We start from the raw sequence: 23,197 nt of genomic DNA, 5'->3' as shown, positions 1-23,197 counted from the left end.
ATAGTACGGGGCAGAACCAGTATATGCGCGTGAGCGGCAAGGAAGAACGAGAAAGAGGAGAAGAGTCTGACGAGCTGCGCGGCCTCTTGGAGGCCGTGTCCGACAAGGGGCTCAAGGTCCTTTCGATTGCCGAGCTTGACAGGCTGCGCGCCCTTCTTGTGGCAAAGGACTATGGCGAGAACAAAAAAGCCGACAAGGCGCGCAAAAAGCTATTGAAAAAGATAAACGCCGAGATGTTTGACAGGCACTCGCCGCGCCGGCTGTTTTAGACGGCACCTTGCATGTAGGCGCGCCTCTTGTCCTCGGAAAAGCGCTCTATGGCGTAGCGCAGCGCCGTCCGGGGCATCTTTTTGTAGTGCTGTTTCAAAAAGCCTTCTTCCGCGGCAGGGTCGCGCTTGCCCACCTCCCTCAGCATCCAGCCGACGGCCTTGTGCATCAGGTCGTGCGAGTCGGAAAGGAGCATTTCAGATATTTTCAGCGTGTCTGCAAAGTCGTTTTTCCTGATGAACGCGTATGTCGAGACTATGGAGACGCGCCTTTCCCACAGCACTTTTGACCTTGCAAGCCGGTACAAAATCGAGCGGTCCTCCCTCCTGTCAAGCAGAAAAGCGCCGAGTATAGAAGGCGCAGTCAGGTCTACTAGGTCCCAGTTGTTCACCCTGTCAAGGTTTTCCAAGTAAAACTTGGTGGTCTTCTCTGGTTCGCCTTGGTATTTTTGCACCAGCATCAAGAGCGCCACGAGCCTCTCCTCGTGGATTTGCGAGTGCAAGAGTGTCTTCACATCTGCAAGCCTGATTTCCGCCGTGTATTTCTTGGCAAGCTGCCTTGACGCAGGCACCGTGATGCCGATAAAGACGTCGCCCTGCCCGTACTGGCCCGGGCCGGTCTTGAAGAACCGCTGCATCACCTTTGCCTTTTCCAAGTCGCCAAGCGCCCGCATCTCGCCCCTCAGAAGATCAAGTGTCAGGCAATTTCCACCACCTTTTTCCTCGACGCAAGGCCGGAGAGGATGTGCACGTCCTGCGCGGAGACGCCGAAATGCGCCGCAAGCTTTTTGACAAGCTCGCGGTTTGCCCTGCCGCGCTCTGGCTGCGACTTTATCGACACGGTTATTTCGTCGCCTGCCACCTCTATCATACCGTCCGGGGAAAATCGCACGGTGACGTGGTATTTTTTCAAACGCAAAGTTTCTTGTTCTGGCTCGCTAATATGCTTGTAGAAGGACATTACATAAAGCATTATACATGAAAACTGCGATTTGTGCAGCGACAGCGATACGACAGACTCGTGGATAGATTGTGCGTGCGGTGCCCGTTACGGTGCAAACCTCCCAGCTTGCCCAAACTGCAGTGCGCCAAACGCCTTCTATGGCGAAAAAAAGCGCAGCACCGGCGGCAAGGCCGGCATAATAGCCGCGATTGTAATTGCTGCTATTGCCGTGATATTCATCGCCCCCCAGTTCATAGGCGACCTTGGCGGCGGGACAAACAACGATAACAACCCGATAAACAGCGCCATAAAGATACTGCAGCCGCAGGCGACCAAGCCGGAAAAGGTGCCGCAGGAGGAGCTTGTGGCGCACGTGCTTGCCGCGATAAACAGCGACCGCAAGAAATTCGGCTTGGAGCCTGTCACTCTTGGCGACAACGAAGCTGCGCAGCTGCACGCCGAGGATGTCTTTAAGACAAAGCAGATCTCGCACTGGACGACGTCAGGAGAAAAGCCTTACATGACGTACACTCGGCTTGGGGGCGAGGGGAGCGTTCACCAGAACGTCGCCATCGCCGGCTTTGGGCCCGACGAATACGGCAGGTGCGTCTCCACAGTCATACTGTGCGAACGCATAGACCCGCTGTCCACCATCGACGAGTTGGAGAACGAGATGATGAACAACGACAAGGAATGCTGCGACAACGGGCACAGGGACAACATACTCGACAGGGACCACACGCGCGTAAGCATCGGAATAGCGTACGACGAATACTACCTGGCAATGGTGCAGAACTTTGAGGCGGACTATGGGCTGTCTGTGGATGTCGAGGGGACCAAGGTCAGCATCGCCGGCTCCGTGCCCGCAGGAGACAAGTTTGACAACGTCGTGGTGTACTATGACGGGCTCCCAGACAAGCAGGCGTACGACGCAAACAAGGAAAAGCTTTCGTACGACGCAGGCACGCTTGTCGCAAGTGTGTTCGAGCCGCTTCCGCGGGGCCTAAGGTACCAGCAGCCGGGCGACTATGTCGTGATAGAGGCCGACAGGTGGCAGGACGGCAATAACAACTTGGATGTCAGTTTCGACCTTGCGCCTGCGATGAAAAAGGACGGCGTCTATACCGTGTACGCCATGTTCGATGACGAAAAGGGCCAGCAGTTTTCGGCAACCTCCCACTCGATATTTGCAAAGACGGAATAATAAAAGACGACAGCAGGTGAAGGAAAGGCATTATCATGCGACGCAGCTACGGGCCAAAGGCGCCCGGCGCGCGCATATTGCTCGCCTTCCGTTCGTCCATGCTGAAACTCGTGTTTTATCCGAGTAGCGGTATATCCGCATTTCAGTTATTTAAGGCAGCCGGCAATATTCTCTATATTTTAGGTTAATTCCTGTAGACAGGGCGCAGGGATACGTATTTGAGCGGGCGGGGACATCGCATTCTCGTGAATTTTGCAGCTCTTAAAATAGGCGCATGGGACCTTTCCGGGCTCGTAAAGGACCCCGCCGGCTCCGAGTTTGCGCAGTTTTTGGATTCCATCGAGGGCAAGGTAAAGGCGTTTGAGGGCAGGCGCCGGTCGCTCCGGCCAGACATCCCCGCCGCCGAGTTTGAGGGCATGATCCATGACCTTGAGGACATTTACGAAAAGCTCAGCATCGCAGGAGGCTATGCGCATCTGCGCTACTACGGCAACACCGCCTCAAACGAGGCGTCGGCGCTAGTGACTCGGATGGACAAGATGTCGGCCGAGGCTGGAAACCGCCTGCTGTTTTTCGACCTCTGGTTCAAAAAAGAGCTCGATGAGGGCAACGCTGTACGCCTCATAGAGTCGGCGCCTGCGGTCTACCGCGAGTACCTGCGCCACAAGCGCCTGCTGGCAAAGCACTCGCTGTCAGAGCCGGAGGAAAGGGTAATCAACACGCTTGAAGTCACCGGCACCGGCGCGCTGGTAAAGATATACGACAAGATGACGTCCGCCTTTGAGTTTGAAATGTCGCTAAAGCGCGGCAGGAAAACAATCACCAAAAAATTTGACAACAAGGAAAAACTGGTGTCGCTTGTGCGCAGCGCAAACCCGGCGGAGAGGGAGGCCGCGTACAAGGCATTGTTTGCGACGTACAAAAAGAACTCCGGCGTGCTTGGCGAGATATACCAGAACATAGTGGTCGAGTGGCGCAACGAGAGGATTTCCATGCGCGGCTACAGGACCCCTATTTCTGTCAGGAACATCGCAAACAACCTGGACGACGAGACAGTGGATGCGCTCCTTGCTGCATGCAGGAAAAACAACCGGGTGTTCCAGGAATATTTCAGGGAAAAAGCGCGCTTGTTAGGCGTCAAAAGACTTCGTCGGTACGACCTTTACGCGCCGCTTTCGACAAAGACGTCTGGCAAAAAGTTTGCGTACGGCAAGGCAGTCGCAAGCGTGCTTGACACGTTTGGCGACTTTGATCCGCAGGTGCGCGCCCTTGCCGAGCGCGTGTTTTCCGAGGGCCACGTCGACTCGCAGATACGCAAGGCAAAGCGCGGAGGAGCGTTCTGCCACACCGTCTCCCCGTCGATAACGCCGTACGTGCTCCTGAACTTTGACGGGAGGACCCGCGACGTCTCTACGCTTGCCCACGAGTTCGGGCACGCCATACACAGTATGCTTGCGGAAAAACTGCCCATAATGGTGTCGCACGCGCCGCTCCCGCTTGCCGAGACGGCGTCGGTGTTTGCAGAGATGCTGTTAAACGAGCGCCTGATGGAAAAGATGTCGAGGCAGGAGCGGCAATTGCTATTGGCAGAGCAGATTGACGACATGTACGCCACGATAATGCGCCAGGCGTATTTCACGCTGTTTGAGGTAGACGCCCACAGGGCGATAGGAGAAGAGAACGCCACGATCGACCAGGTCACGCAGATCTATTCCGAAAACCTGAAGGAGCAGTTTGGCGACTCTGTCGCCGTTTCGCCGGAATTCGGGTGGGAATGGATATACATTCCGCACTTTTACCACACGCCGTTCTACTGCTATGCCTACTCGTTTGGGAACCTGCTGGTGCTCTCGCTGTACCAGCGCTACAAAGTTGAGGGCAAGTCCTTTGTGCCAAAGTACCTGGACATCCTCGCTGCAGGAGGTTCCAGAAAGCCGGAGGAGCTCTTGAAAGAGTCCGGCCTTGACATCACGAAACAAGAGTTCTGGCAGCAGGGCTTTGACCTAGTGGGCGAAAAGATACAGCAGCTGAAAGGGCTTGCGTCCAAGTAACGACGCGATACTGGCGTGCGCCATCGCCGGCTCGATGGCGGCCGGCGTGCTCGTGCCGCGGGCAGGACTGCTGGTAGAGCCATACCTGCTGGTGTGGCTTGGCATCCTACTTTTCCTCAACCTGATAAAGCTGGAAGCCTCCGATGTCGCGGCGACTTTTGCAAGGCCAAAGGGCCTTGCCGTCCTTGCCCTCGTGAAACTGGTGGCGCTTCCTGTCGGCATGTACGCGCTTTCGTACGCGCTCTACAGGCCGCTTGCCCTGCCTGTTCTGCTCGTGTCCGGCATGTCGACCGGTCTTGGAGCGCCCTTTGTGGTCAACATCGTGGGCGGGCGCCTGCAGCTGGTGGTGGGCATGATAATCGCGACATCGCTTTCCGTGCCGTTTGTGCTCCCGTCGCTTACGTACGCGCTTGTAGGGTCAGAGTTTGACCTGCCCATCGCAAACATGATGCTGCTCCTTGCGCTTGCGCTTTTCATACCGCTCGTCGGCGGGTGGGCGGTAAAGAAAAAGGCGCCAAAGGCGTCCGAGTTTGCGCACAAAAACTCGTTTCACCTTTCGATAATCTTTGCAATCTTGATCAACATCAGCATGTTTTCCAAGCTGTCCGGGCTCTTTTTCTCAGACCAGCTGTTTCTATTGCAAAATATAGCTGCCACGTTCCTTTGCTTTGCGGCGTTTGCCGTTGTCGGGTTTGTTGCTGCTCCCAAGAGCGAGAAATCCGCGGGTATGATAGCTACTGCGTACGTCAACAACACGCTTGTCATGGTGTTTGCCGCGCAGTTCTTTGGCCCGCAGGTGGCGGCCCTTGCGGGACTCTACAACATACCCTACTATGCGTGCATCCTTGCGCTGAAAAAGATAATGCGCCGCTAGGCTTGTCCTGCGGCGTCGAGGATGGCTTTGGCCTGCTTGTAGTGCACGGCGTCTACCATCCTGCCTTCGAGCCTCACTGCGAGCCGGCCTGTGCCTTTTTCCATCGCCTCGCCTAGAGCCTCGACGACTTTTTTGGCCCACTCGACCTCGCTTTTTGAGGGCAGGAAAACTTTGTGCACAGGCTCTATCTGGCCGGGGTGGATTATGCTCTTGCCAGAGTAGCCGAGGCGCTTTGCGGCAGTTGCGTCCCGTATGAGCCCGTCAATGTCGTCCACCTTTTGCCATATCGCGTCGATGGCGGCGACGCCGGCGGCCCTTGCGTCCACAGGGATTCTGGCCCGCGCATAAGCATAGCCGCTGCCGTCATGCTCGTCATAGTCCATGCGCATGTCATGCAAAAAGTCAAAGACGCCAAACACCACGGCGTTCACCCTGTCGTCCGCGCTCGATATGGCGTACGTGTTTACCACCCCTTTTGCAGTCTCGATTGAAGGGATTAACGCTATCCTGCCTGTTCCGCGCTCTTTTTCAAGCGCCGACACAACCTTGGCGATTTCAATAACTTCGCTTGCGTCGTTCACCTTTGGAATAACCAGCCCGTCAATCCCTTTTTGCACCACCGTCTTGATGTCAGCATCTATTAATCCGGATTCAGGCGAGTTGGTGCGCACGTATACAGGCTTTTGATAATCTTGCCTCTTTGCCAGCGCGCCGGCGATTGTTTTCCTTGCCGCATCTTTTTCGTTTGCCGGCACGGAATCTTCCAAATCAAAGCAGACAATGTCGGCGGAAAGCGCCTTGGCCTTTTCCACAAAGCGCGCGTTTGCGCCGGGTACAAAGATGAGCGTCCTGAACAACGTCATGTCGGTAAAAAGGGAAAAAGAGGGGAAAAAGGTTTCCCTTACAGCTTTTGCGGGGTCGTCAGGATCTTGCCGAACTGCTGCGCCTCTGCCATCATGACGTGGCCCTTGACCATGTCTGAGAACGGAAGCACGCTGTCAATAATTGGCTTTATCTTGCCCTTTGAGACCCAGTGCACTACGTCTTCAAGCTCTGCCTTGGTGCCCTGCGTAGAGCCTAGGAGGTTTGTGCCCTTGAAGAACAGATAGCGCAGGTCGATTGTCGAGTCATAGCCTGTCGTCGCACCTGTCGCCACGAGTGTCCCGCCCATCTTTAGCAGGCTCACTTCCTGCGGGAAGACGGACTTGCCGATGTGCTCAAACACCACGTCGACGCCGGTCTGTTTCATCTCTTTGTTGATTGCGCGCACCTTCTTGTACCAGTCGGCTTCCCTGTGGTTGACTACATAGTCGGCGCCAAGCTCAAGGCACTTGTCCATCTTGTCCTGCTTGCCTGCAGTGGCGATGACTGTGCAGTTGTACAGCTTTGCAATTTGTATTCCTACCATGCCGACGCCGGAACCGCCGCCCATGATGAGCACGACCTGCCCGGGCTTTATCTTGGCCCTGCCGACCAGCATGTGCCACGCGGTCATGCCGACCATCGAGACGGCCGCTGCGTCGTGGAACGAGACGTTGTCTGCTATCTTGGCCACGTTTACCTCTGGGAGGCGAGTGTACTGCGCAAAGCCGCCCCAGAGCGGGCCGGTCTGGAAGCCCCAGATTTGCCGGTCTTCGCAGTCATATTCCCTGCCTGAGGTGCACGCGTCGCACACCCTGCAGGACATGTTCGAGTGCGACACAACCCTGTCGCCCACCTTGAGCTTCAGGACGTCCGAGCCCACCTCTACAACCGTGCCGGCGACGTCGCTTCCGGAAATGTGCGGCAATGGAGTCTTTACTGGCTCGCCCCATATTGCCCACAGGTCGTTGTAGTTGTACGACGCTGACTCTACTTTTATTAGAACCTCGTTTGGCTTTAGCTTGGGAACGTCGATATCCTCAATCTTGACAACTTTTGTCGGGTCTTTGTTGTATTCTCTAAATACTGCTGCCTTCATATATAGAGGGCAAAGCCTGCTTTTGACCTTAAATAGTTAACTCCACAACGGCCGGCAGAAAACCGTCGGATGCTTAGCGCCGGTCGAACTTGAATTCCTTCTTTGGCTGCTGCAGGCTCGCCAGAATCTGCTTCAATTCGTCGTCGGAAAGGGCGCGGTTGAGCCTGCCTGTCGATGCAGCATTTATCAAATAGTTTTCGACGGCTGTCGCAAGCTCTGGCTTGACCATTCGTATATTGGTGAGGCGCTGTCGTGCCTGCGGGTCCAGAACAACGGACAGGACACGCTGGCGCATCGCGGCGGCCTCTGCCTCCCGCCTCCTAATCTCCTCGTCGTTTGGTTGCTGTGGTGGAGGGGCAGACATTTTTCACTTATGCGTAGCGTTGGAGCGCCGGGGCGGCCTTGATCAGCTCTTTGTGAATCTCTGTCGCAAGCCTGTCGAGCTTTTTCGTGCCCTCGCTTGTCACCACCCTGCCCTTTGCTGGCAGCTTTGTGACGTACCCAGCGGCTTCGAGCTGCTGCATGGCGTGCCTGATGATGGCGCCGCCTGCGTCCTTGTGGTGCGAGAGGTTGTAGCCTATCTGCTTGCGCCCGCCGTATGCCACTTTTAGATCTGAAACGCCTATCGGACCGTGAAGGTAAATCTTTCTCAAAAGAGAAGCGCACCTGGTGTACCACCAGTCCCTGTTCTGCGGGATCTTTTCGGCGTGCGAGCCTGTCTTGACAAACGCCGACCACGCTGGAGGCTCGATCTTTTTGTCCTTCTTCAGCTGCTCGGCCAGCTTGGCGATTAGCTCATCAGCCGGAACGTCGTAAACCTTGGCCATTTGTATCGGAAAAAAGTCGCAACAGCCCTTATAAATCCTTACTGCGTTTGGCGATGACCTTGCGGTATGTGTGCCCGCACAGTGTGCAGGTAATGCGCACGGCCTTTGTCTCCGACCGGCCCAAGCGCACCCTTGCTGTCCTGCCCGGCACTATGAACGCCTTGCACTTTTTGCAGTACAGCTGCCTTGCACTATAGGGCATCCGCACACGGTGGCGCATCGCCACCTTTTTTGCAAGGTTTGCCTGGCGGCTGGCAAGGGTGATGTCCTGCTCCTTCAGGGCGCCTGCTACCAGGATCTCGATGCGCTCTTTTGCCATTTCCCTGACCTGCTGCTTTTTGCTGTCCGTGAGAGCTCTAGCGCCGGCGCCTGATAAAAAGCAGCTGTCAATATAAGGCCCACAAGGCAAACCGTCCGGCACGGACAAATCAATCCTTGTGATAGCAGAGGCGGCCCTTGAATGCATGCCGGAAGAGATAGCGAGCCACCCGGCGGTATCAAACCGCGCAAGAAAGCTTGGCCACAAACCAGAGGAAACGCTTCTTGACAGAAGCTACCACCACGCCGCCATGAAGCGCCTGCCGGATAGCTGGAAGCGGGGCCGGCCCGACATCGTCCATTTTGCGCTCATGGAGGCGCTTTCGACCCCGCTCTTTATCCAGGGGCACCTGGACGTGTACGTGCACACGTTTGGCGACAGGATAATTTTAGTCGCAGCCGGCCTGCGCATCCCAAAGTCGTATTTCCGCTTTGAGGGCCTAATGCAGGGCCTGTTCCGCGACGGCGTGGTGAAAAGCGACGAAGGGGCTGTCCTCATGGAAATGAAAAAAGGCACGCTTGCAGATCTAGTACGCGATGTCAAGCCGGACAAAGTAGTAGGACTATCGTCGGCGGGTGTGCAGTCAAGCGCCGAGCAGGTCGTCAGCAAAAATGACGTCGATAATTGCATGTTCGTGATAGGCGGCTTTCCAAAGGGCCACTTTGGCGACGACACAAAGGCACTGTTCAACTGCACCTACTCTATCGAGGGCATGGGGCTGGAGGCCCACGTCGTAATTGCCAGGATGCTGTACGAGTGCGAGAAAAAGAAGGCTAGGCAGGCGGCTTGAAGTAATAGGCGTCCACCATGAACGCAATAAAGAGCGCCGTCAGGTACGGACTAGAGAATTTAAAGACTGTCCATGAGGCTTTTTCGGTGGGTTTGACAAGTAGCCACATTGAAAGCGCAAGCATCACCGCGCCAAACACCCCCGCGGTCGCAAGGTAGATGAGCCCAAACTCGCCAAAAAAGAACGGCACGAGGCTGAACACCACCATCATGACAGTCGTCCCGGCAATGACGCGGACCGAGCTCTTTTCGCTCGACACCACGGGGAGCATCGGAACGCTTGCCTTGGTATAGTCCTTCTTTATGTGCAGCGCAAGGCTCCAGATGTGGGTGGGTATCCACAGGAACACGAGGCCGGCCATCACGAGCCCTATCTCCAGGTTCTGCGTCGTCACCGCCACGTAGCCAATGAGCGCCGGCGCGCCTCCCGAAAACCCGCCCAGTATGATGTTTGACTGGCTGCGCCTCTTGAGCCACTTGCTGTAGACTATGACGTTGTCAAAGAGCCCAAAGGCCATGAGCCCAAACGCCCAGATGTTGACAAACCATGACATGACAAGGGATATCGCAGTCAGTATCAGCCCAAATGCAAGGGCGTTTTTCGGGGATATCCTACCCGACGGGATGGGCCGGTCCTTCGTCCTGTCCATCATGGCGTCAATGTCGCGGTCGATGTACCCTGTCAGGGTTTCTGCCGCGGCCGAGCCGGCGGTCACGCCTCCAATGAGCAGGACCCACGTCGAGAGCGATAGTGGCATGTGAAAGTAGAACGACGCCGTGAGGGCCGCGCCAAAGGTAGTGAAAACGAGAAGATACCAGATCTTGGGCTTGGTGACTTCATAGTAGTCCTTGATCTTGTTTCCTACGGAGACCTGCCTCACAGTGTCCAAGCGATCGAGATCCGACCTACAGGGCACATTCTAGTTATTTATAGCTTAAAAACTGCTACTTTTCTATCGAGGACGGGTACGCAAGCTCCCTGACCGTCTTGCGCATCTCGATGAATGTCTCGGTCTTTTGTACTCCTTCGACTCTGCCTATCTTTTCCGAGATCAGCTGGTGCATCTCGTCAAGAGAGTGGGCGTTCATGGTGACAAGGATATCAAACCTGCCCGTCACTTCAGAGACCTCGCGCACCTCCGGGATCTTGAAGAGCTCGTTGAGGACGTTGTCGCGCAGCTTTGAATCCATGTTGATGCCCGTCAGCGCCTTTACGTTAAAGCCAAGCGCCTCGTCGTTTATCACAATCGTGAATTTCTTGATGAGACCCTTTTTCACAAGACGCTTTATCCTGCTGTACACGACGGACGAGTTGATGTTGATTTTTTTGGATAGCTTGGGCACAGAAATGCTGGCATCCTTGGCTAGTTCGCTTAAAATTTTGACGTCGAGATCGTCTATTTTCCCCATGGAAAGCCGAGCATAACTTAAGAGACTGGGTGTTAATAAACGTATAATATGACCCCAAACGGTGCTTTAATTCAATATTTTACAAGCTTTCAAGTTATGAAAAGGCGTCGGTGAATTATTGCTGGCTGGCGGTAATTTAAGTTCCCCGCCTACCGGGAAAATGCAACAGTAGCCACAAAAGGGCAATGTGCCAGTGCAACCCGGCGACCGGCGCATGCGCCATCATTAATAATAAAAAAAGCCTAGAGGATCTGCTTGTCTTTCAGCAGCTCTGCAAGCAGGACGGCGCCCCTGGCAGAACCCATCTTTTCGTTGTGAGACAGCAAGACATACTTTATCCCGTTGTCAAAGGCCGTATCCTTGCGGAGCCTGCCGACTGCCGTCGTCATGCCGTCGTTGAGCTCGCGGTCAATTCTCGGCTGCGGCCTGGTCGGGTCATCGTGGACCACGATGTACTCCTTTGGCGCGGATGGGAGTTTGCCTATCGACACGTTCTTTGAGAACTTTAGCATCTCCTTTTTCACGTCTTCCGGCTCTGCCGCCTCGGCCGTCTCGACAAAGACCGTTTCAGTGTGGCCGTCAAGGACCGGTACACGGGTGCACGTGCAGCTGACGCGGAAATCCGCCGGCGTGATTGCGTTCTTGGCGAACTTGCCGAGGATCTTTTTCGCCTCTCTCTGCACCTTTTCCTCCTCCTTTGGTATGTACGGGATGACGTTGTCGGTGATGTCCAATGCGATTACGCCCGGCGACCTGCCTGCGCCGGAAAGCGCCTGCATCGAGGTCATTATCACCTTGTTTATGCCGAATTTGTCAAGGACCGGCTTTAACGTGATTGCAAGGCCGGTGGTCGTGCAGTTTGGCAGCGGAGCGACGAACCCCTTCCAGTCCCTATTCTTGCTCTGAGCCTTCAACAGGCCGGCCTGGTCGTCGTTTACGCCCGGGATGAGTATCGGTACGTCCGACTCGTAGCGGAATGCCGCGGCGGTGCTTATGACCGGCGTGGTCTTGGCAAACCGAGGCTCGATAACCATCGCGTCGTCAGACTCTAGCGCGGTGAATATGAGGTCAAAGTTCTCCGGCTTGATGTCGTCGACCTTGCTGACCACCATGTCCTTGACGTACTCGGGTACTTCCTCGCGGTTGTGCCACCTCAGTATCCCCGAGCTTGGGTCACGGAGGGCGTCGACGTATTTCTTGCCTGCCGACCTTTCAGAAGCTGCCACCTGCGTAAGCTGGAACCATTTGTGCTTGTGCAGGGCCACGACGAATTCCTGGCCCACGGCGCCGGTGGCGCCTATCACTGCTACCTTGAGCATATACGGGCGTTTGAGATGTGTCGCAGCTAATAATCGTTATTCCAAACGGAGAGGCGCACATTCTAAATACAGAGAACAATACAAGAACCTTGATGACAACCGGCGCCTGCTCTCACGGCGGCATCTACTCGGTGGACCACAAAAAGGTCAGGGTAGACTTTAGCTCAAACGTCAACCCGCTTGGCGCGCCAAAGAAGGCGGTAAGAGTCATCGAGAGGCAGGCGGGCCGCCTTGCTCCTGTATACCCCGATCCAGAGTGCCTTGACCTCAAAAAGGGACTTTCGCGGCGTCTTGGTTTTGACACAGGCCACATAACGGTGGGCAACGGCGCGGCAGAGATAATCTACTGGTTTGCGCAGGCGTTTGCGGGAAAGCGCGTGGTCATCCCGGCGCCCACGTTCTGCGAGTACGAGCTTGCGTCTGAAAAGGCGGGCGCGGAGGTGACGTTCGTTCCGCTGTCTGCGGATTTTGCGCTTGACGCAGAGGCGGTCACTAAAAGCGCCAGGGGCGCGGATGCGGTCTTTCTTTGCAACCCGAACAACCCGACCGGCCTGCTTGCGACCGACGCGGTGAGAAAGGTGGTTGATGGAGTGGACCCATCCACAACAAGGATCTTGCTTGACGAGTGCTTTATCGAGCTTGTCGACAAACCAAAGGAAAACACGCTGGCGGACATGGTGCGCAAGCACGAAAACCTCGTGGTATTGAGGTCGCTGACCAAGTCGTTTGGCATGGCCGGCCTGCGGCTCGGCTATAGCATCTCCAGCCCCGCGCTTGCAAAAGAGATGCAGGCAAAGAAAACGCCGTGGAACGTCAACGGGCTTGCGCAGGCGGCAGGGATAGCGGCGCTTGCAGACAGGGGCCATATCGCAAGGGCAAGGGCGTTGGTGGCAAGGGAGCGCAGGTTCCTCCACGACAGGATAAGAAAAGCAGGGTTTTTGCCGATAAAGTCCGACGCAAACTATTTTCTCGTACAGATAAAGGGCGACTCTACTGAATTTCGCGACCGGCTCTTGAAAAAGACGGGGGTGCTTGTGCGCGACTGCAGCACCTTCACCGGGATGAGAGACAGGCACATCCGCGTCGCGATAAAGACGCACAAAGAAAACGTTGCGCTTGTAAAGGCGCTGGAGGCAATGGTGTCAGGTGGCTAGGCGCGCAAAACTTTTAATGGTTCAGGGCACGTCGTCTGGAGCAGGCAAGAGCACGCTCGTGGCGGGTCTGTGCAGGCTGTACGCCGACAGGGGCTACAGGGTGGCGCCCTTCAAGTCGCAGAACATGTCATCCAAGCTGTACCTGACAAAAGACGGCTCAAAAATGGCGCAGGCGCAGGCGGTACAGGCAGTCGCCGCAAAAAAGCAGCCGGACTCCCGGATGAACCCAATCCTGCTAAAGCCGCTTGGCGACTATCGCAGCGAGGTCATGATAAACGGCAGGTTCTACTCTGAGATGCACGCCCGCGACTATTACGAAAAATTCGCGCTGGAGCACGGCCTGCCTCTTGTACTAAAGGCGCTTGACGGGCTGCGGCGGGAAAACGATTTGATAATCATCGAAGGAGCCGGCTCGCCGGCGGAGATAAACATCGCCAAATACGACATTGCAAACATGCTCCTTGCAGAAAAGGTAGGCGCGCCCGTTGTGATCGTGGCAGACATTGAGCGGGGCGGGTGCTTTGCCAGCATGGTCGGGACGCTCCAGCTTTTAAAGACAAAGCACAGGGCGCTTGTCAAGGGGTTTCTGATAAACAAGTTCAGGGGCGACAAGTCGCTCTTGGAGCCGGCGATAAAAGAGACGCAGAGGCTGACTGGAAAGCGCATCCTTGGAGTCATACCGAAAATCGACCTTGACCTGCCCGAGGAAGACTCGCTTGTGGGCGGCGGCGCAACAAGGGATGACCTGCCACAGGACGCGTGGGACTGGCAGATAGACATACTTGCAAAGGTAATAAAAGACAGCGTGGACGTAAAGAGGCTGGACTGGATAGTGGGCGTCTGATGCTGATTACTCTCATTATTGCAGGTCTTGCCGGCGGCCTTGGCCTTGACGTTGTCGCAGGCGACCCGCCAAACCGCTACCACCCAGTGGCATGGCTTGGCCGGCTCATCGGCTATTTCGTCCCGCGGCTCAAGGCAGAGTCAAGGGCAAAAGAGCGGGCCAAAGGCATCGCTTTTGCGATACTGCTCGTGGCGCTTGTCGGCGCCGGCGTGCACCTTGGCGCAATGGCAAGCCTGCATATTGCAGGCGCAGTCGCACTGGCGATATTTTCCGCGGTAATCCTCAAAGTCACGGTTGCCGTGCGCGGGATGGACAGGCACGCCCGGGCAATAATGGCCTGCCTTGAAAACGGCGACCTGCCCGGCGCAAGGCAGAACCTGTCGATGATAGTGCGCCGGCCGACAGAGGACCTTGACGAGCAGCACGTGCTTTCAGCGACAATAGAATGCGTCAGCGAAAGCACAGTCGACGGCATCACGGGGCCGTTGTTCTATCATTCGCTTCTTGGGCCGGCCGGCGCCTTTGCGTACAGAACGATAAACACGCTTGATTCGATGGTCGCATACAAGGACGACTATTACAGGGACATTGGCTGGATGTCGGCGCGGCTTGACACCCTTGCCAACTATGTGCCAGCTCGAATAACCGCTTTTCTGATGGTTGTTTCAGCAAGGATGCTTGGCGCCGACTGGAAGAACTCGCTTGGGATTCTGCAGCGCGACCACGCCAAGACGTTCTCGCCAAACGCAGGCTACCCCATGGCCACGATGGCCGGCGCCCTCCGGATACGGCTTGAGAAGATAGGCCACTACTCGCTTGGCGACAGCCAGGAGCAGGCCACCCTTGAAAAGTGCAGAAAGGCGATCTCGATGATGAAACTCACCACGCTCTTGTTCTTCCTTGCGTTTTGCGTGCCGGCGGTGTCGGTTTTATATCTGGCCGGCTGGTGGAGGCTTTTGCTTGGCCTCCCTTAAGCCCATTCAGTCTGTGCTGGCGTTTCTGACCATAATCCCGGTCGGTAAGGGCGAACACGACATACACTACATCGCCAAGAACATGTACCTGTTCCCGGTGGCCGGCGCCGTAGTCGGCGCCATCACCGGCGGCATGGCCCTTGGAATATCGCCGTTTCTGCCCCCGCTCCTTGTCGGCCTGCTGGTCGCAGGGGCGCTGGTGATACTGACAGGCGTGCACCACACCGACGCGCTTGCAGACTATGCGGATGGCCTGATGGCCAAGGGCGACAAGGAAAAGAAGCGCAAGGCGATGATGGACCCTGCCGTCGGCTCGGCAGGCGTCGCGGCCCTTGTCATGTACTTTGCCGGCATGATAATCGTGTTCAACACGGGATTTTCTGGCACAAAGATCCTGACGAGCATCGTCGCCGCCGAAGTGATTGCAAAATACATCATGGTCCTTCTGACATACCGGGGCACGTCGGCATGGGAGGGGTTCAGTTCGCCCTTTACCGCGGCCATGAAGGACGGAAAAAAGATGCTTGCCGCTACTGCGATAATGCTCCCAATCGTGTGGTTTTGCGCCGGCTATGCCGGCATGGCCGCCCTTGGAGTCTCTGTCGCACTCGGGGCGCTGATGAGGCACGCCGCAAAGAGGAGCTTTGGTGGAATTTCCGGCGACGTGCTGGGCGCCTCCAATGAAGTTTCGAGGCTTGCCTCGCTCATCGTCTTTTCGTCGACGGCGGCGATGGTGATCACGCTTTGATAACTGCTGCTGCCGCTGCAATCATGTGCGGGGGGAGGGGCACAAGGATGAAATCAAGGACCGAAAAGCCGATGACAGAACTTGCAGGCAGGCGCTTTGTCGAGCGCGTGGTGCTCGCGCTAAGAGAATCCGGGCGGTTTGAAAGGATAGTCGCAGTAGTTTCGCCAAGCACGCCGGAGACAAAAAAGTTCCTGCAGTCAACAGGCGTCGAGACAATGGATACGCCGGGAGCTGGCTACCCGCAGGACCTTGCAATCCTGCTCGAAAAGCTTGCGCCGGCAAGAGTGCTAGTGGTGCCGGCTGACGTGCCCCTTTTGACCGCAGAGACGGTAAATGAAATCGTCGACAGGCTAGCAGAGGCCGATGCGCCTGCGGCATCCATCGCAGTCGAGAAGAGCTTTGTGGAGGACCTCGGCGTCGTCCCAAGCGTAGCCTTTGGAAACCTGTGCCACTCGGGCATCACACTGTTTGACACGGCACGCGCAAAAAAGGGCGCGGTGGGGGAACGCTATGTCATCATGAACAAGACAGAAATCGCGCTGAATGTGAACACAAGAATGGAAAAAAAGCTTGCAGAGTCACTGGTCAAGAACGCCAATGACCTTGCCGGCGATGAGCGCCTTTGAGCCCGAGCTCGTGGCAAGCGTCTCGCCGCATCCGGAGCACTTTATTTCAGACGTCGTGTGCGAGAATATGACGGCCCTTGCGCCGCACTTTTCGCACTGGACGGAGATAAAGTTGCTCCGCGGCTTTGGAACTAGGATGTTTTCTCTTTTCATGACTATTATCAGATCTCCAGCTTGCGTATCCTGCGTCCTTCCTTCATGGTCTTTCTCTGGCAAGTCTTGCATGTATAGCGTAAAGTAATCTTTTTCGTGGTCTTGGCGGTCCTTTTAAGCTCTGGGAATTTCTGGCCGCCATATCCCTTCTTGTCCTCGGCGTGCCTGCGAGCGCCTTCTGCCACGGTCCTGTCCTTGCCCTTCTTGTATATTGCAACAGACTGCATGGTGTGCGTCTTGCACTTGGGGCAGAACTTGCGCATCTCCTTCTCCATCTTCATAGCTATCACATGAATCCACGCTAGGGTAATTTAAGGTATGTCTGGGTGCCTTGAGGAGGGCCAGCTTAGAAAATCTAATATACTTGTATTATTATCCTTCAGGCATGTTTGAAGCTCTGTTCAGACAAGTGATCGACCCGGCTGCATTTCCCGTATGGATTCCGTTGGCTTTTGGCCTGATAGTTGGTCTGGCCTATGCTATTGCCTCCGGTATGAGGCGTGCCAAGTAAGAAAGACACAGGGTCGCTTCTCTTTTCTTTCTTTTTCGATTACCTTATAGCGTAGGCTATTATACCATAGCCCGATATATGGGCCTTTTACACCGCGAAAAGAACGAGTGCGAAGACTGCCATACGCGCTTTTCAAGCTACGAAGAGCTCGTGCACCACGCGCATGACGCCCACAAGCACCACATCATAAAATGCACGGACTGCGGCAAGCTTTTCCTCCACGAGAAAGACAGGCTGCACCACGTCAAGGAGGAGAGGGAGCGCAAGTCGGACATCCGCCGGCACAAGTTTTAAGCGAGCCTCTCGTGGAAAACAGGATATTATGAGCATCGATTTTGGGTCCAGGGTAAGGGTGGGCGCGGTAAAAGAGCGCGAAATAACGGTTAGCTCGAACATGACCACAAGCTTTCTCTGGGAGGGCGAGAACGTGTTTTCCACCCCGGCCATGATAATGGAGATGGAAGAGACGTGCCGGCTCCTTCTCAAGGAGCAGGTAATCCCCGAGGCAGAATGGGACTCGGTCGGCACCATAGTCGACGTCAGGCACCTTGCTGCAACGCCAGTGGGTGCCCATGTGTTCCTGAAGGCAAAAGTGGCCTCTGTAAACGGCAGGCAGGTCATGTTCGATGTGGAAGCGAGGGACAAGCTTGAGAGGATAGGAGAGGGCAGGCACGAGCGCTTTATCATCAACGTTCCGAGGTTCCGGGCCAAGTTTGGCGAGAAGCAAAAGCAGCTAGGCATGTGAAAAATATATAAGAGATGCATGAAAAGTCGTAATTATTCTTAGGTGATACTGTAATGGCATCAATTCAAACAACTCCTGGCGGTATGCCAGTCTTAATCCTGAAGGAAGGGACTAAGGAAAGCAAGGGACGCGAAGCGCAAAAGAACAACTTGACAGCGGCAAAACTGATCGCAGAGATAGTGAAGACGAGCCTTGGCCCACGCGGCATGGACAAGATGCTGGTGGACAACCTCGGCGATGTGACCATAACAAACGACGGTGCTACCATCTTGAAAGAGATAGACGTGCAGCATCCGGCGGCAAAGATGATGGTCGAGGTATCCAAGTCGGTCGACAACGAGGTCGGCGACGGCACCACTTCTTCAGTGGTGTTTGCCGGCGCGCTGCTTGAAAGGGCGGAGGAGCTTTTGAACAAGGACGTCCACCCGTCCGTCATCGTCGACGGCTACAACTCGGCCGCAGAGCAGGCGCTAAAGCTTTTGGAAAAGATAGCGGTGCAGGTCGATATCTCTGACAAGGACATGCTCCTAAAGATAGCAAAGACCAGCATGGACTCCAAGCTTGTATCTGAGGACAGCCCGCTCCTTGGGGCGATAGTTGCAGATGCTGCAAAGCAGGTCGCAGAGAAGGCAGAAGACGGCAGCCTGAGGGTCGACCTTGACAACATCAAGGTGGAAAAGAAGGCTGGAGGCTCAATGCACGACACGAAGCTCATCAAGGGCATCGTCCTTGACAAGGAAGTGGTGCACGCAGGTATGCCAAAGCGCATAGAGGCAGCCAAGATCGCGCTCATCAACTCGGCACTTGAAATCGAAAAGACAGAGATGAGCGCAGAGATACGCATCTCCGACCCGCACCAGATGCAGATGTTCCTCGAAGAAGAGAACAGGATGCTAAAGGCTATGGTCGACAAAATAAAGAGCTCTGGCGCAAACGTCGTGCTTTGCCAGAAGGGAATCGACGACATCGCCCAGCACTACCTCGCAAAGGCAGGAGTACTTGCCGTGCGCAGGGTGAAGGAAAGCGACATGACGAAAATGTCCCGCGCAACGGGCGCAAGGATTGTCAATAACCTTGACGACCTGACCGCAAAAGACCTCGGTTCTGCAGACTTGGTGGAGGAGCGCAAGGTAGAGACAGACAAGTGGGTGTTCATCGAAGGGTGCAAAAACCCGAAAGCTGTCACAATCCTTGTCCGCGGTGGCTCGCAGCGTGTAGTAGACGAGGCTGACAGGTCGTTGCATGACGCACTCATGGTCATGAAGGACGTCCTTGAAAAGCCGGCCATCGTGGCAGGCGGAGGCGCGCCAGAAGCCTATATCGCAAACGAGCTGCGCCAGTGGTCCTCAAGCCAAGAAGGCCGCGCCCAGCTTGCGGTTCAGAAATTCGCAGATGCCCTTGACGCAATCCCGCTCAACCTGGCAGAGAACGCCGGCATGGACCCGATTGACACCATGACGGAACTGCGCGCCAAGCAGAGCAAAGGAAGCAAATGGACGGGAGTCGACGCAAGGAACACCGTGGTAGCCGACATGTACAAGCAGAACGTGCTGGAGCCACTGGTGGTAAAGCAGCAGATAATCAAGTCTGCAACAGAGGTCGCGTCGATGATCCTCAGGATCGACGACGTGATTGCCGCAAGCAAGTCCAGGATGCCAGCGATGCCGCCGGGCGGCGGTATGGGTGGCATGGGTGGAATGGGCGGCATGGGAATGGAATAAGCAAGCCCCTCTTCTCTCTCTTTTTCCTTTTTTCTCTTTTTCAACAAACAACAAATACCGCGAGTGTTAACGCTCACGCAAGAAGAAGGAGATAATAATGATTGACAAGCTGAAGCAGCTGCACATCCTCGGCTCGATAGTGGTGATGCCGGACTTTTTCGTCGACAGGATAATCAGGCTCGACGCAAGGGAAAAGCTGGTCAGCGCGCTTGAGGAAAAGGCAAGAAACGGCGGCGGGAGCGTCCGGGGCGTCCCCACGACGGACATCAGGGGTGGAAACGCGGTCAACGTCGCGTACGCGCTTGCCAAGCTCGGAGCCAAGGTGACGCTGTTTACGGTCGCAGACCAGATGGGCGCGGCCATGATAAGGCAGTCGTTTTCGCAGTTTGGCGACAGGGTGACTCTCAGGATCGCGCAAGGGAGGCATGGCTACACCACCGCGTTCGAGTTCCCGCACGGTGACAGCAGGGTGAACGTGATGGTAAGCGACATTGGCGACAACGCAAGCTTTGGCCCAGACAAGGTCGGCTCTAAAGACGACCAGGCGGCTCTAAAGAACGCCGACGCGGTGATGGTGGTCAACTGGGCAAGCAACCAGAAAGGAACAGAGCTTGCAGAGCACGTCTTCAAGGGCTCGCCCAGCGCGCTTCACTTTATCGACCCGGCGGACATTGCAACTCGAAAGCAAGAGTTCCGCGACGCGCTGTTCAAGCTCGGCTCTGTCACCGACTACCTAAGCATCAATGAAAACGAGTGCGACCATCTGGCGTCCGCGCTCGGGCTCGACGCTCGCCTTGGCGCAAGCTATGGGCCTGACGACGTAAAAAAGGCGGCTGGAAAAATAGCGGAAAGCGTCGGAATAACCACCGACCTGCACACCCGCATCGGCTCGGCGTGGTCAAACGGCAAGGAGGCAGAATTTGTGCACGCAATAAAAGTCGAACCAAAGATACTGACGGGCGCCGGCGACGTGTGGGATGCCGCGGACATACTCGGGTACATCGCGGGGCTCGATTCGCGCGAGCGCCTGCTATTTGCAAACGCGGCTTCGTCGCTGTACGTGAGGGAGCAGTCCGGCGAGCCACCTGCCATGAATAGCGTGTTTGAGCTCATAGAGCGCATCAGGTAGGAGCTAGCTCTAAATCACCTGCCCGGCAAGAAAAGAAATGCACATGATAGAGTCAGGCGACGCGGCAAAGGTCGTTGACACGCTTGCAAAGAACCTCGCAGGCGTGGCGATGAACAGGTCGAACTTTGAAAGGCTCCCGGACACGTTCTGGGGGTATTACGCCCGGGGCAACGACGGCAAGAATGGCAAGTTTGCAGTCATTGTCACTTACTCGGAAAAGGGCGACGACGTCGACGACCTCATAAAGATGTACGAGCAGTGGATAGCCAAGAACAAGGCTTCTGCTACTACTAAGTGATCTGCTCCAGAATCCACTCGCGGAATTTTGCGGCTGCAAACTCTTCTGACTGCTTGACAAACGCGGGGTCTCTCACGCGCCACTGGTCCTGCGGTATCCCGTCAAAGAACTCTTGCATACACAGTATGAACCGGAAGCGCAGGTTGCGCGGGTTTTCCACCAGCCCATAGCGGCGCAGTATCGCTGCAACCGCGGAAAACACCATGTCATAGTCACGCTTGAACGGCTCTATCGCAAACGTCTGCCGGAGAATGTCCGAAATGGCGTCCAGGTCCTGCCCGAGCGTTATCATTTTATCTTTTGGCCTTGAGGGCTTCCAGCTTTTTGGAATACAAAGCCTGCATGTTCGCCGGGACATCAAGGCTGTATTTCGACGCAAGGTAGTGCAGGAGTGCTATCGACTCGGTTATCTCTAGCTTGGCGTGCTCGGCGTTCTGCTTTTCCATCGCAAAGGCTATTTCGCCTATCTCGCGCACCAAGTGTATGAACGCGGCCTGGGCGTTGTCGCCAAACTTTATGTTGTAATATTCTACTGCTGTTGCGCTCATGATATATGCAAGGCTGTGTGCGCATGGACGGTATTAAAACCCATTTTCGAGTGCTGTACCGCATGGCATATAAAATGAATTGCAGCTAATATCGCGCCGTGAAAAGGGAGCTCCTGGTATTAGCCGGCGTCGTTGCAGTCTTTGTCGCCGGCGGAGTCGCGCTTATGTCGTCTGGCCTGTTGCCGGAGGAAAGCGCCAGGAATTTCAACGCCCTTTCCAACATAACGCTTGATACCGGAAACGTTGTAGTCATCAAAGAGCCAAGCGCGGGCGACAACACGTACATCTATGCCATAAACAGCGTGGCCAAGCAGGCGTGGGAGATAGCCGAGAAGGACGCAAAGGTGCAGGACATACTCTCGCAGGCAAGGGGCAGCGCAGTCACGATTGCGGCGGTGCAGCCGACAGCGTTTGTCGACCCCTCCGGCAAAGTGATCCACAGCGGCTCGGGGCAGGTGATAATAACCTCGAACCGGCAGCTTGTCGCAGGCAGGCCCTACGCGGACGCAGAGAGCTTTTCCTCTATAGCAGGCAAGCAGGGCGAGTCGCACCAGCAGATATGGAACGTGTTTGTCGACATGGATGCAAACAAGGTGACAAACATTTCAAACGAAAGCGAGCGGGTGATGTCAAACACCCTGCGCAAGGACATTGTGTACGGCGGAATGAACATGTACATGCCCGACGCGGCCGTGACGCAGGCCGGCTCGACTGTGAAATGGATAAACGAGTCAAACGTCCCCCACAACGTGGTGGGCACGTACAAGACCGAGTCGGGCCAGGCCACGAACATAGACAGCGGGTTTTTCGACGGCGGCGAGTCGTTCCAGTACAAGTTTGCCGAAAAGGGCACGTTCGAGTACCACTGCACCATCCACTCGGCGGACGGGATGAAGGGCACGATAGTAGTGTCCTAAGATTCCTTCAGGTGCTTGTCAAAGAACGCAAGCGTCTTTTGCCACGCGTCCTTTGTTTCGGCAGGCGCATAGTTGGCCCCAGACGGGTTTGCAAACGCGTGCCCCACGCCGTTGTACACGTGTACCTCGTTCACTATGCCGTCCTTGTCAAGCGCCTGCTTGAACGCATTTACTTTCTCCACGGGTATCGACTGGTCGGCGCTCCCAAAGATGCCGAGCACCGGCCACTTTATCACGGACAGCGCTTTTGGATCGGTGACGGGCTGGCCGTAATAAAGGCCGGTCGCGTCCATCTTGTTTTCGTTCAGCGCAAGCTGGAGCGACCAGTCGCCGCCAAAGCACCACCCGAGCGAGCCTATCTTGCCATCCACCGAACTGCTGTTGCGCAAATAGCTGACGGCGGCCTGCAGGTTCTTTATCGCCTCGCTGGGGTTGTTCTTGACGCCGGTGGCAAGTACCTGCGCCTGCGAGCTTGCAGTCGTCACCTGACCCTTGTACAGGTCGGCCGCAAGAACGACGTACCCTTCCGACGCCATCTGCCTGGCCATCTCCTTGATGTTGTCGTTCAGACCCCACCATTCATGTAGCATGACGATGCCGGGATACTTGCCGTCGCCTGCCGGCTTGGCGAGAAAGCCCGACGTGTTGTTATAGTATTCTACCGTCGATGTCTCGACTTTGGACACGTCCTTGCCGGTTCCAAGCATGGCGACGTTGCTCTGCGCGGCGTCAACCCTTTGTGCGCCAATCCATACCGCGACGGCGAGCGCGACTGCTACGGCCGCGGCGCCTCCTATCCTGGCAGCGGACCTGGGATTCATGAAAGGGAGATACGTGAGAGAAATAATAAAGAGGATCGCGGCATAT

31 protein-coding genes are annotated in these 23,197 nt (G+C 55.8%); 16 read left to right on the top strand and 15 right to left on the bottom strand.

Features of this window, described 5'->3' with window-relative positions; translation table 11 throughout:
• The first annotated feature begins 29 nt into the window (after positions 1 to 29).
• The gene (locus ACYOR7_RS00295; RefSeq protein WP_294805774.1) at positions 30 to 269 is read left to right on the top strand and encodes a hypothetical protein; all 240 of its coding nucleotides are present in this window, start codon (positions 30 to 32) and stop codon (positions 267 to 269) included.
• Here ACYOR7_RS00295 and ACYOR7_RS00290 read toward each other — a convergent pair.
• Positions 266 to 940 carry a DNA alkylation repair protein gene (locus ACYOR7_RS00290; protein WP_294805776.1) on the bottom strand — a complete coding sequence of 225 codons (675 nt, stop codon included), beginning with the start codon at positions 938 to 940 and terminating at the stop codon, positions 266 to 268. The genes ACYOR7_RS00295 and ACYOR7_RS00290 overlap by 4 nt on opposite strands.
• A gap of 23 nt (positions 941 to 963) precedes the next feature.
• Positions 964 to 1,179 (bottom strand): DUF167 domain-containing protein, encoded by a 216-nt coding sequence (locus ACYOR7_RS00285; RefSeq protein ID WP_479912791.1) that lies wholly within the window; start codon positions 1,177 to 1,179, stop codon positions 964 to 966.
• 79 nt (positions 1,180 to 1,258) lie between these two features.
• Here ACYOR7_RS00285 and ACYOR7_RS00280 point away from each other — a divergent pair, with 79 nt between their 5' ends.
• From ACYOR7_RS00280 to ACYOR7_RS00270, 3 genes are all read left to right on the top strand, one after another.
• Positions 1,259 to 2,413, top strand: coding sequence for a CAP domain-containing protein (locus tag ACYOR7_RS00280; protein ID WP_479912790.1), 1,155 nt, complete (start codon positions 1,259 to 1,261; stop codon positions 2,411 to 2,413).
• Positions 2,414 to 2,658: 245 nt separating this feature from the next.
• A complete protein-coding gene (locus tag ACYOR7_RS00275) occupies positions 2,659 to 4,464 on the top strand; it encodes a M3 family oligoendopeptidase (RefSeq protein ID WP_479912789.1) in 1,806 nt (601 codons plus the stop codon).
• Positions 4,451 to 5,338 carry a bile acid:sodium symporter family protein gene (locus tag ACYOR7_RS00270; protein WP_479912788.1) on the top strand — a complete coding sequence of 296 codons (888 nt, stop codon included), beginning with the start codon at positions 4,451 to 4,453 and terminating at the stop codon, positions 5,336 to 5,338. The genes ACYOR7_RS00275 and ACYOR7_RS00270 overlap by 14 nt, the downstream gene beginning before the upstream one ends.
• Here ACYOR7_RS00270 and ACYOR7_RS00265 read toward each other — a convergent pair.
• From ACYOR7_RS00265 to ACYOR7_RS00245, 5 genes are all read right to left on the bottom strand, one after another.
• A complete protein-coding gene (locus ACYOR7_RS00265; protein ID WP_294805786.1) occupies positions 5,335 to 6,201 on the bottom strand; it encodes an HpcH/HpaI aldolase/citrate lyase family protein in 867 nt (288 codons plus the stop codon). The genes ACYOR7_RS00270 and ACYOR7_RS00265 overlap by 4 nt on opposite strands.
• Before the next feature lie 38 nt (positions 6,202 to 6,239).
• Positions 6,240 to 7,298 carry a zinc-binding dehydrogenase gene (locus ACYOR7_RS00260; protein ID WP_294805788.1) on the bottom strand — a complete coding sequence of 353 codons (1,059 nt, stop codon included), beginning with the start codon at positions 7,296 to 7,298 and terminating at the stop codon, positions 6,240 to 6,242.
• A 73-nt stretch (positions 7,299 to 7,371) separates the two neighbouring features.
• Positions 7,372 to 7,662 carry a DNA-binding protein gene (locus ACYOR7_RS00255; RefSeq protein WP_294805790.1) on the bottom strand — a complete coding sequence of 97 codons (291 nt, stop codon included), beginning with the start codon at positions 7,660 to 7,662 and terminating at the stop codon, positions 7,372 to 7,374.
• A gap of 7 nt (positions 7,663 to 7,669) precedes the next feature.
• Positions 7,670 to 8,125 (bottom strand): 30S ribosomal protein S19e, encoded by a 456-nt coding sequence (locus ACYOR7_RS00250; RefSeq protein ID WP_294805792.1) that lies wholly within the window; start codon positions 8,123 to 8,125, stop codon positions 7,670 to 7,672.
• 28 nt (positions 8,126 to 8,153) lie between these two features.
• Positions 8,154 to 8,591, bottom strand: coding sequence for a ribonuclease P protein component 4 (locus ACYOR7_RS00245; RefSeq protein ID WP_479912787.1), 438 nt, complete (start codon positions 8,589 to 8,591; stop codon positions 8,154 to 8,156).
• Here ACYOR7_RS00245 and ACYOR7_RS00240 point away from each other — a divergent pair.
• Positions 8,590 to 9,234: a ribosome biogenesis protein gene (locus ACYOR7_RS00240; RefSeq protein WP_479912786.1), complete on the top strand. Its 645-nt coding sequence runs from the start codon at positions 8,590 to 8,592 to the stop codon at positions 9,232 to 9,234. The two genes, ACYOR7_RS00245 and ACYOR7_RS00240, sit on opposite strands and share 2 nt — an antisense overlap.
• On the opposite strand, the gene ACYOR7_RS00235 is transcribed toward ACYOR7_RS00240, so the two are convergent.
• From ACYOR7_RS00235 to asd, 3 genes are all read right to left on the bottom strand, one after another.
• Entirely contained in the window at positions 9,218 to 10,114 is an 897-nt protein-coding gene (locus ACYOR7_RS00235; protein WP_294806818.1) for a heme o synthase, read from the bottom strand. The two genes, ACYOR7_RS00240 and ACYOR7_RS00235, sit on opposite strands and share 17 nt — an antisense overlap.
• A gap of 64 nt (positions 10,115 to 10,178) precedes the next feature.
• On the bottom strand, positions 10,179 to 10,643 hold the full coding sequence (locus tag ACYOR7_RS00230; RefSeq protein ID WP_075055409.1) for an Lrp/AsnC family transcriptional regulator: 465 nt from the start codon (positions 10,641 to 10,643) through the stop codon (positions 10,179 to 10,181).
• Between the two features lie 242 nt (positions 10,644 to 10,885).
• Entirely contained in the window at positions 10,886 to 11,962 is a 1,077-nt protein-coding gene (gene asd, locus ACYOR7_RS00225; protein WP_294806809.1) for an aspartate-semialdehyde dehydrogenase, read from the bottom strand.
• Positions 11,963 to 12,054: 92 nt separating this feature from the next.
• Here asd and ACYOR7_RS00220 point away from each other — a divergent pair, with 92 nt between their 5' ends.
• Genes ACYOR7_RS00220 through ACYOR7_RS00200 form a run of 5 tightly spaced genes read left to right on the top strand, consistent with a single transcriptional unit; the run spans position 12,055 to position 16,308 of the window.
• Positions 12,055 to 13,116, top strand: a complete 1,062-nt coding sequence (locus ACYOR7_RS00220) for a pyridoxal phosphate-dependent aminotransferase (RefSeq protein WP_479912785.1) — start codon at positions 12,055 to 12,057, stop codon at positions 13,114 to 13,116.
• A complete protein-coding gene (locus ACYOR7_RS00215; RefSeq protein ID WP_294806805.1) occupies positions 13,109 to 13,960 on the top strand; it encodes a cobyric acid synthase in 852 nt (283 codons plus the stop codon). Before ACYOR7_RS00220 ends, ACYOR7_RS00215 begins: the two co-directional genes overlap by 8 nt.
• Positions 13,960 to 14,934, top strand: a complete 975-nt coding sequence (locus tag ACYOR7_RS00210) for a cobalamin biosynthesis protein (protein ID WP_479912784.1) — start codon at positions 13,960 to 13,962, stop codon at positions 14,932 to 14,934. The genes ACYOR7_RS00215 and ACYOR7_RS00210 overlap by 1 nt, the downstream gene beginning before the upstream one ends.
• Positions 14,921 to 15,682: an adenosylcobinamide-GDP ribazoletransferase gene (cobS, locus tag ACYOR7_RS00205; RefSeq protein ID WP_479912783.1), complete on the top strand. Its 762-nt coding sequence runs from the start codon at positions 14,921 to 14,923 to the stop codon at positions 15,680 to 15,682. Before ACYOR7_RS00210 ends, cobS begins: the two co-directional genes overlap by 14 nt.
• 23 nt (positions 15,683 to 15,705) lie before the next feature.
• Complete coding sequence (locus ACYOR7_RS00200) at positions 15,706 to 16,308, top strand: NTP transferase domain-containing protein (RefSeq protein ID WP_479914434.1); 603 nt, start codon at positions 15,706 to 15,708, stop codon at positions 16,306 to 16,308.
• Here ACYOR7_RS00200 and ACYOR7_RS00195 read toward each other — a convergent pair.
• Positions 16,261 to 16,461, bottom strand: coding sequence for a 30S ribosomal protein S27e (locus ACYOR7_RS00195; RefSeq protein ID WP_294806796.1), 201 nt, complete (start codon positions 16,459 to 16,461; stop codon positions 16,261 to 16,263). The genes ACYOR7_RS00200 and ACYOR7_RS00195 overlap by 48 nt on opposite strands.
• An 8-nt stretch (positions 16,462 to 16,469) precedes the next feature.
• A complete protein-coding gene (locus tag ACYOR7_RS00190; protein WP_294806793.1) occupies positions 16,470 to 16,742 on the bottom strand; it encodes a 50S ribosomal protein L44e in 273 nt (90 codons plus the stop codon).
• A 308-nt stretch (positions 16,743 to 17,050) separates the two neighbouring features.
• On the opposite strand from ACYOR7_RS00190, the gene ACYOR7_RS00185 reads away from it, so the two are divergent.
• From ACYOR7_RS00185 to ACYOR7_RS00165, 5 genes are all read left to right on the top strand, one after another.
• On the top strand, positions 17,051 to 17,266 hold the full coding sequence (locus ACYOR7_RS00185) for a hypothetical protein (RefSeq protein ID WP_294806790.1): 216 nt from the start codon (positions 17,051 to 17,053) through the stop codon (positions 17,264 to 17,266).
• A 28-nt stretch (positions 17,267 to 17,294) separates the two neighbouring features.
• Entirely contained in the window at positions 17,295 to 17,717 is a 423-nt protein-coding gene (locus tag ACYOR7_RS00180) for a thioesterase family protein (RefSeq protein ID WP_479912782.1), read from the top strand.
• Positions 17,718 to 17,770: 53 nt separating this feature from the next.
• Entirely contained in the window at positions 17,771 to 19,438 is a 1,668-nt protein-coding gene (thsB, locus tag ACYOR7_RS00175) for a thermosome subunit beta (RefSeq protein WP_479912781.1), read from the top strand.
• A 97-nt stretch (positions 19,439 to 19,535) separates the two neighbouring features.
• Positions 19,536 to 20,567: a carbohydrate kinase family protein gene (locus ACYOR7_RS00170; RefSeq protein WP_479912780.1), complete on the top strand. Its 1,032-nt coding sequence runs from the start codon at positions 19,536 to 19,538 to the stop codon at positions 20,565 to 20,567.
• Between the two features lie 43 nt (positions 20,568 to 20,610).
• The gene (locus ACYOR7_RS00165; protein ID WP_479914433.1) at positions 20,611 to 20,865 is read left to right on the top strand and encodes a hypothetical protein; all 255 of its coding nucleotides are present in this window, start codon (positions 20,611 to 20,613) and stop codon (positions 20,863 to 20,865) included.
• Here the strand turns inward: ACYOR7_RS00165 and ACYOR7_RS00160 are convergent.
• Both ACYOR7_RS00160 and ACYOR7_RS00155 read right to left on the bottom strand, forming a co-directional pair.
• Complete coding sequence (locus tag ACYOR7_RS00160) at positions 20,858 to 21,157, bottom strand: hypothetical protein (protein ID WP_479912779.1); 300 nt, start codon at positions 21,155 to 21,157, stop codon at positions 20,858 to 20,860. The genes ACYOR7_RS00165 and ACYOR7_RS00160 overlap by 8 nt on opposite strands.
• 1 nt (position 21,158) lies before the next feature.
• The gene (locus ACYOR7_RS00155) at positions 21,159 to 21,413 is read right to left on the bottom strand and encodes a hypothetical protein (protein WP_294806772.1); all 255 of its coding nucleotides are present in this window, start codon (positions 21,411 to 21,413) and stop codon (positions 21,159 to 21,161) included.
• Between the two features lie 98 nt (positions 21,414 to 21,511).
• Here ACYOR7_RS00155 and ACYOR7_RS00150 point away from each other — a divergent pair, with 98 nt between their 5' ends.
• On the top strand, positions 21,512 to 22,330 hold the full coding sequence (locus ACYOR7_RS00150; RefSeq protein ID WP_294808470.1) for a cupredoxin domain-containing protein: 819 nt from the start codon (positions 21,512 to 21,514) through the stop codon (positions 22,328 to 22,330).
• Here the strand turns inward: ACYOR7_RS00150 and ACYOR7_RS00145 are convergent.
• Entirely contained in the window at positions 22,327 to 23,151 is an 825-nt protein-coding gene (locus tag ACYOR7_RS00145; protein ID WP_479912778.1) for a dienelactone hydrolase family protein, read from the bottom strand. The two genes, ACYOR7_RS00150 and ACYOR7_RS00145, sit on opposite strands and share 4 nt — an antisense overlap.
• Positions 23,152 to 23,197: the final 46 nt, after the last annotated feature.

It is taken from the genome of Candidatus Nitrososphaera sp. 86-2, from assembly GCF_056726185.1.
Note: the sequence above shows the minus strand (reverse complement) of the source record. Positions and strands in the feature narration are given on the sequence as shown.

Excerpts from the sequence above, each read along its gene's own strand:
- ACYOR7_RS00200 (WP_479914434.1), top strand. The coding sequence starts at position 15,706 with ATGTGCGGGGGGAGGGGCACAAGGATGAAATCAAGGACCGAAAAGCCG.
- ACYOR7_RS00230 (WP_075055409.1), bottom strand. The coding sequence starts at position 10,643 with ATGGGGAAAATAGACGATCTCGACGTCAAAATTTTAAGCGAACTAGCC.
- ACYOR7_RS00250 (WP_294805792.1), bottom strand. The coding sequence starts at position 8,125 with ATGGCCAAGGTTTACGACGTTCCGGCTGATGAGCTAATCGCCAAGCTG.
- ACYOR7_RS00265 (WP_294805786.1), bottom strand. The coding sequence starts at position 6,201 with ATGACGTTGTTCAGGACGCTCATCTTTGTACCCGGCGCAAACGCGCGC.
- ACYOR7_RS00240 (WP_479912786.1), top strand. The coding sequence starts at position 8,590 with ATGCCGGAAGAGATAGCGAGCCACCCGGCGGTATCAAACCGCGCAAGA.
- ACYOR7_RS00195 (WP_294806796.1), bottom strand. The coding sequence starts at position 16,461 with ATGAAAAGAGAAAACATCCTAGTTCCAAAGCCGCGGAGCAACTTTATC.
- asd (WP_294806809.1), bottom strand. The coding sequence starts at position 11,962 with ATGCTCAAGGTAGCAGTGATAGGCGCCACCGGCGCCGTGGGCCAGGAA.
- ACYOR7_RS00260 (WP_294805788.1), bottom strand. The coding sequence starts at position 7,298 with ATGAAGGCAGCAGTATTTAGAGAATACAACAAAGACCCGACAAAAGTT.
- ACYOR7_RS00145 (WP_479912778.1), bottom strand. The coding sequence starts at position 23,151 with ATGAATCCCAGGTCCGCTGCCAGGATAGGAGGCGCCGCGGCCGTAGCA.
- ACYOR7_RS00190 (WP_294806793.1), bottom strand. The coding sequence starts at position 16,742 with ATGAAGATGGAGAAGGAGATGCGCAAGTTCTGCCCCAAGTGCAAGACG.
- ACYOR7_RS00155 (WP_294806772.1), bottom strand. The coding sequence starts at position 21,413 with ATGAGCGCAACAGCAGTAGAATATTACAACATAAAGTTTGGCGACAAC.
- ACYOR7_RS00165 (WP_479914433.1), top strand. The coding sequence starts at position 20,611 with ATGATAGAGTCAGGCGACGCGGCAAAGGTCGTTGACACGCTTGCAAAG.
- ACYOR7_RS00290 (WP_294805776.1), bottom strand. The coding sequence starts at position 940 with ATGCGGGCGCTTGGCGACTTGGAAAAGGCAAAGGTGATGCAGCGGTTC.
- ACYOR7_RS00160 (WP_479912779.1), bottom strand. The coding sequence starts at position 21,157 with ATGATAACGCTCGGGCAGGACCTGGACGCCATTTCGGACATTCTCCGG.
- ACYOR7_RS00185 (WP_294806790.1), top strand. The coding sequence starts at position 17,051 with ATGGGCCTTTTACACCGCGAAAAGAACGAGTGCGAAGACTGCCATACG.
- ACYOR7_RS00210 (WP_479912784.1), top strand. The coding sequence starts at position 13,960 with ATGCTGATTACTCTCATTATTGCAGGTCTTGCCGGCGGCCTTGGCCTT.
- thsB (WP_479912781.1), top strand. The coding sequence starts at position 17,771 with ATGGCATCAATTCAAACAACTCCTGGCGGTATGCCAGTCTTAATCCTG.
- ACYOR7_RS00170 (WP_479912780.1), top strand. The coding sequence starts at position 19,536 with ATGATTGACAAGCTGAAGCAGCTGCACATCCTCGGCTCGATAGTGGTG.
- ACYOR7_RS00180 (WP_479912782.1), top strand. The coding sequence starts at position 17,295 with ATGAGCATCGATTTTGGGTCCAGGGTAAGGGTGGGCGCGGTAAAAGAG.
- ACYOR7_RS00255 (WP_294805790.1), bottom strand. The coding sequence starts at position 7,662 with ATGTCTGCCCCTCCACCACAGCAACCAAACGACGAGGAGATTAGGAGG.
- ACYOR7_RS00245 (WP_479912787.1), bottom strand. The coding sequence starts at position 8,591 with ATGCATTCAAGGGCCGCCTCTGCTATCACAAGGATTGATTTGTCCGTG.
- ACYOR7_RS00220 (WP_479912785.1), top strand. The coding sequence starts at position 12,055 with ATGACAACCGGCGCCTGCTCTCACGGCGGCATCTACTCGGTGGACCAC.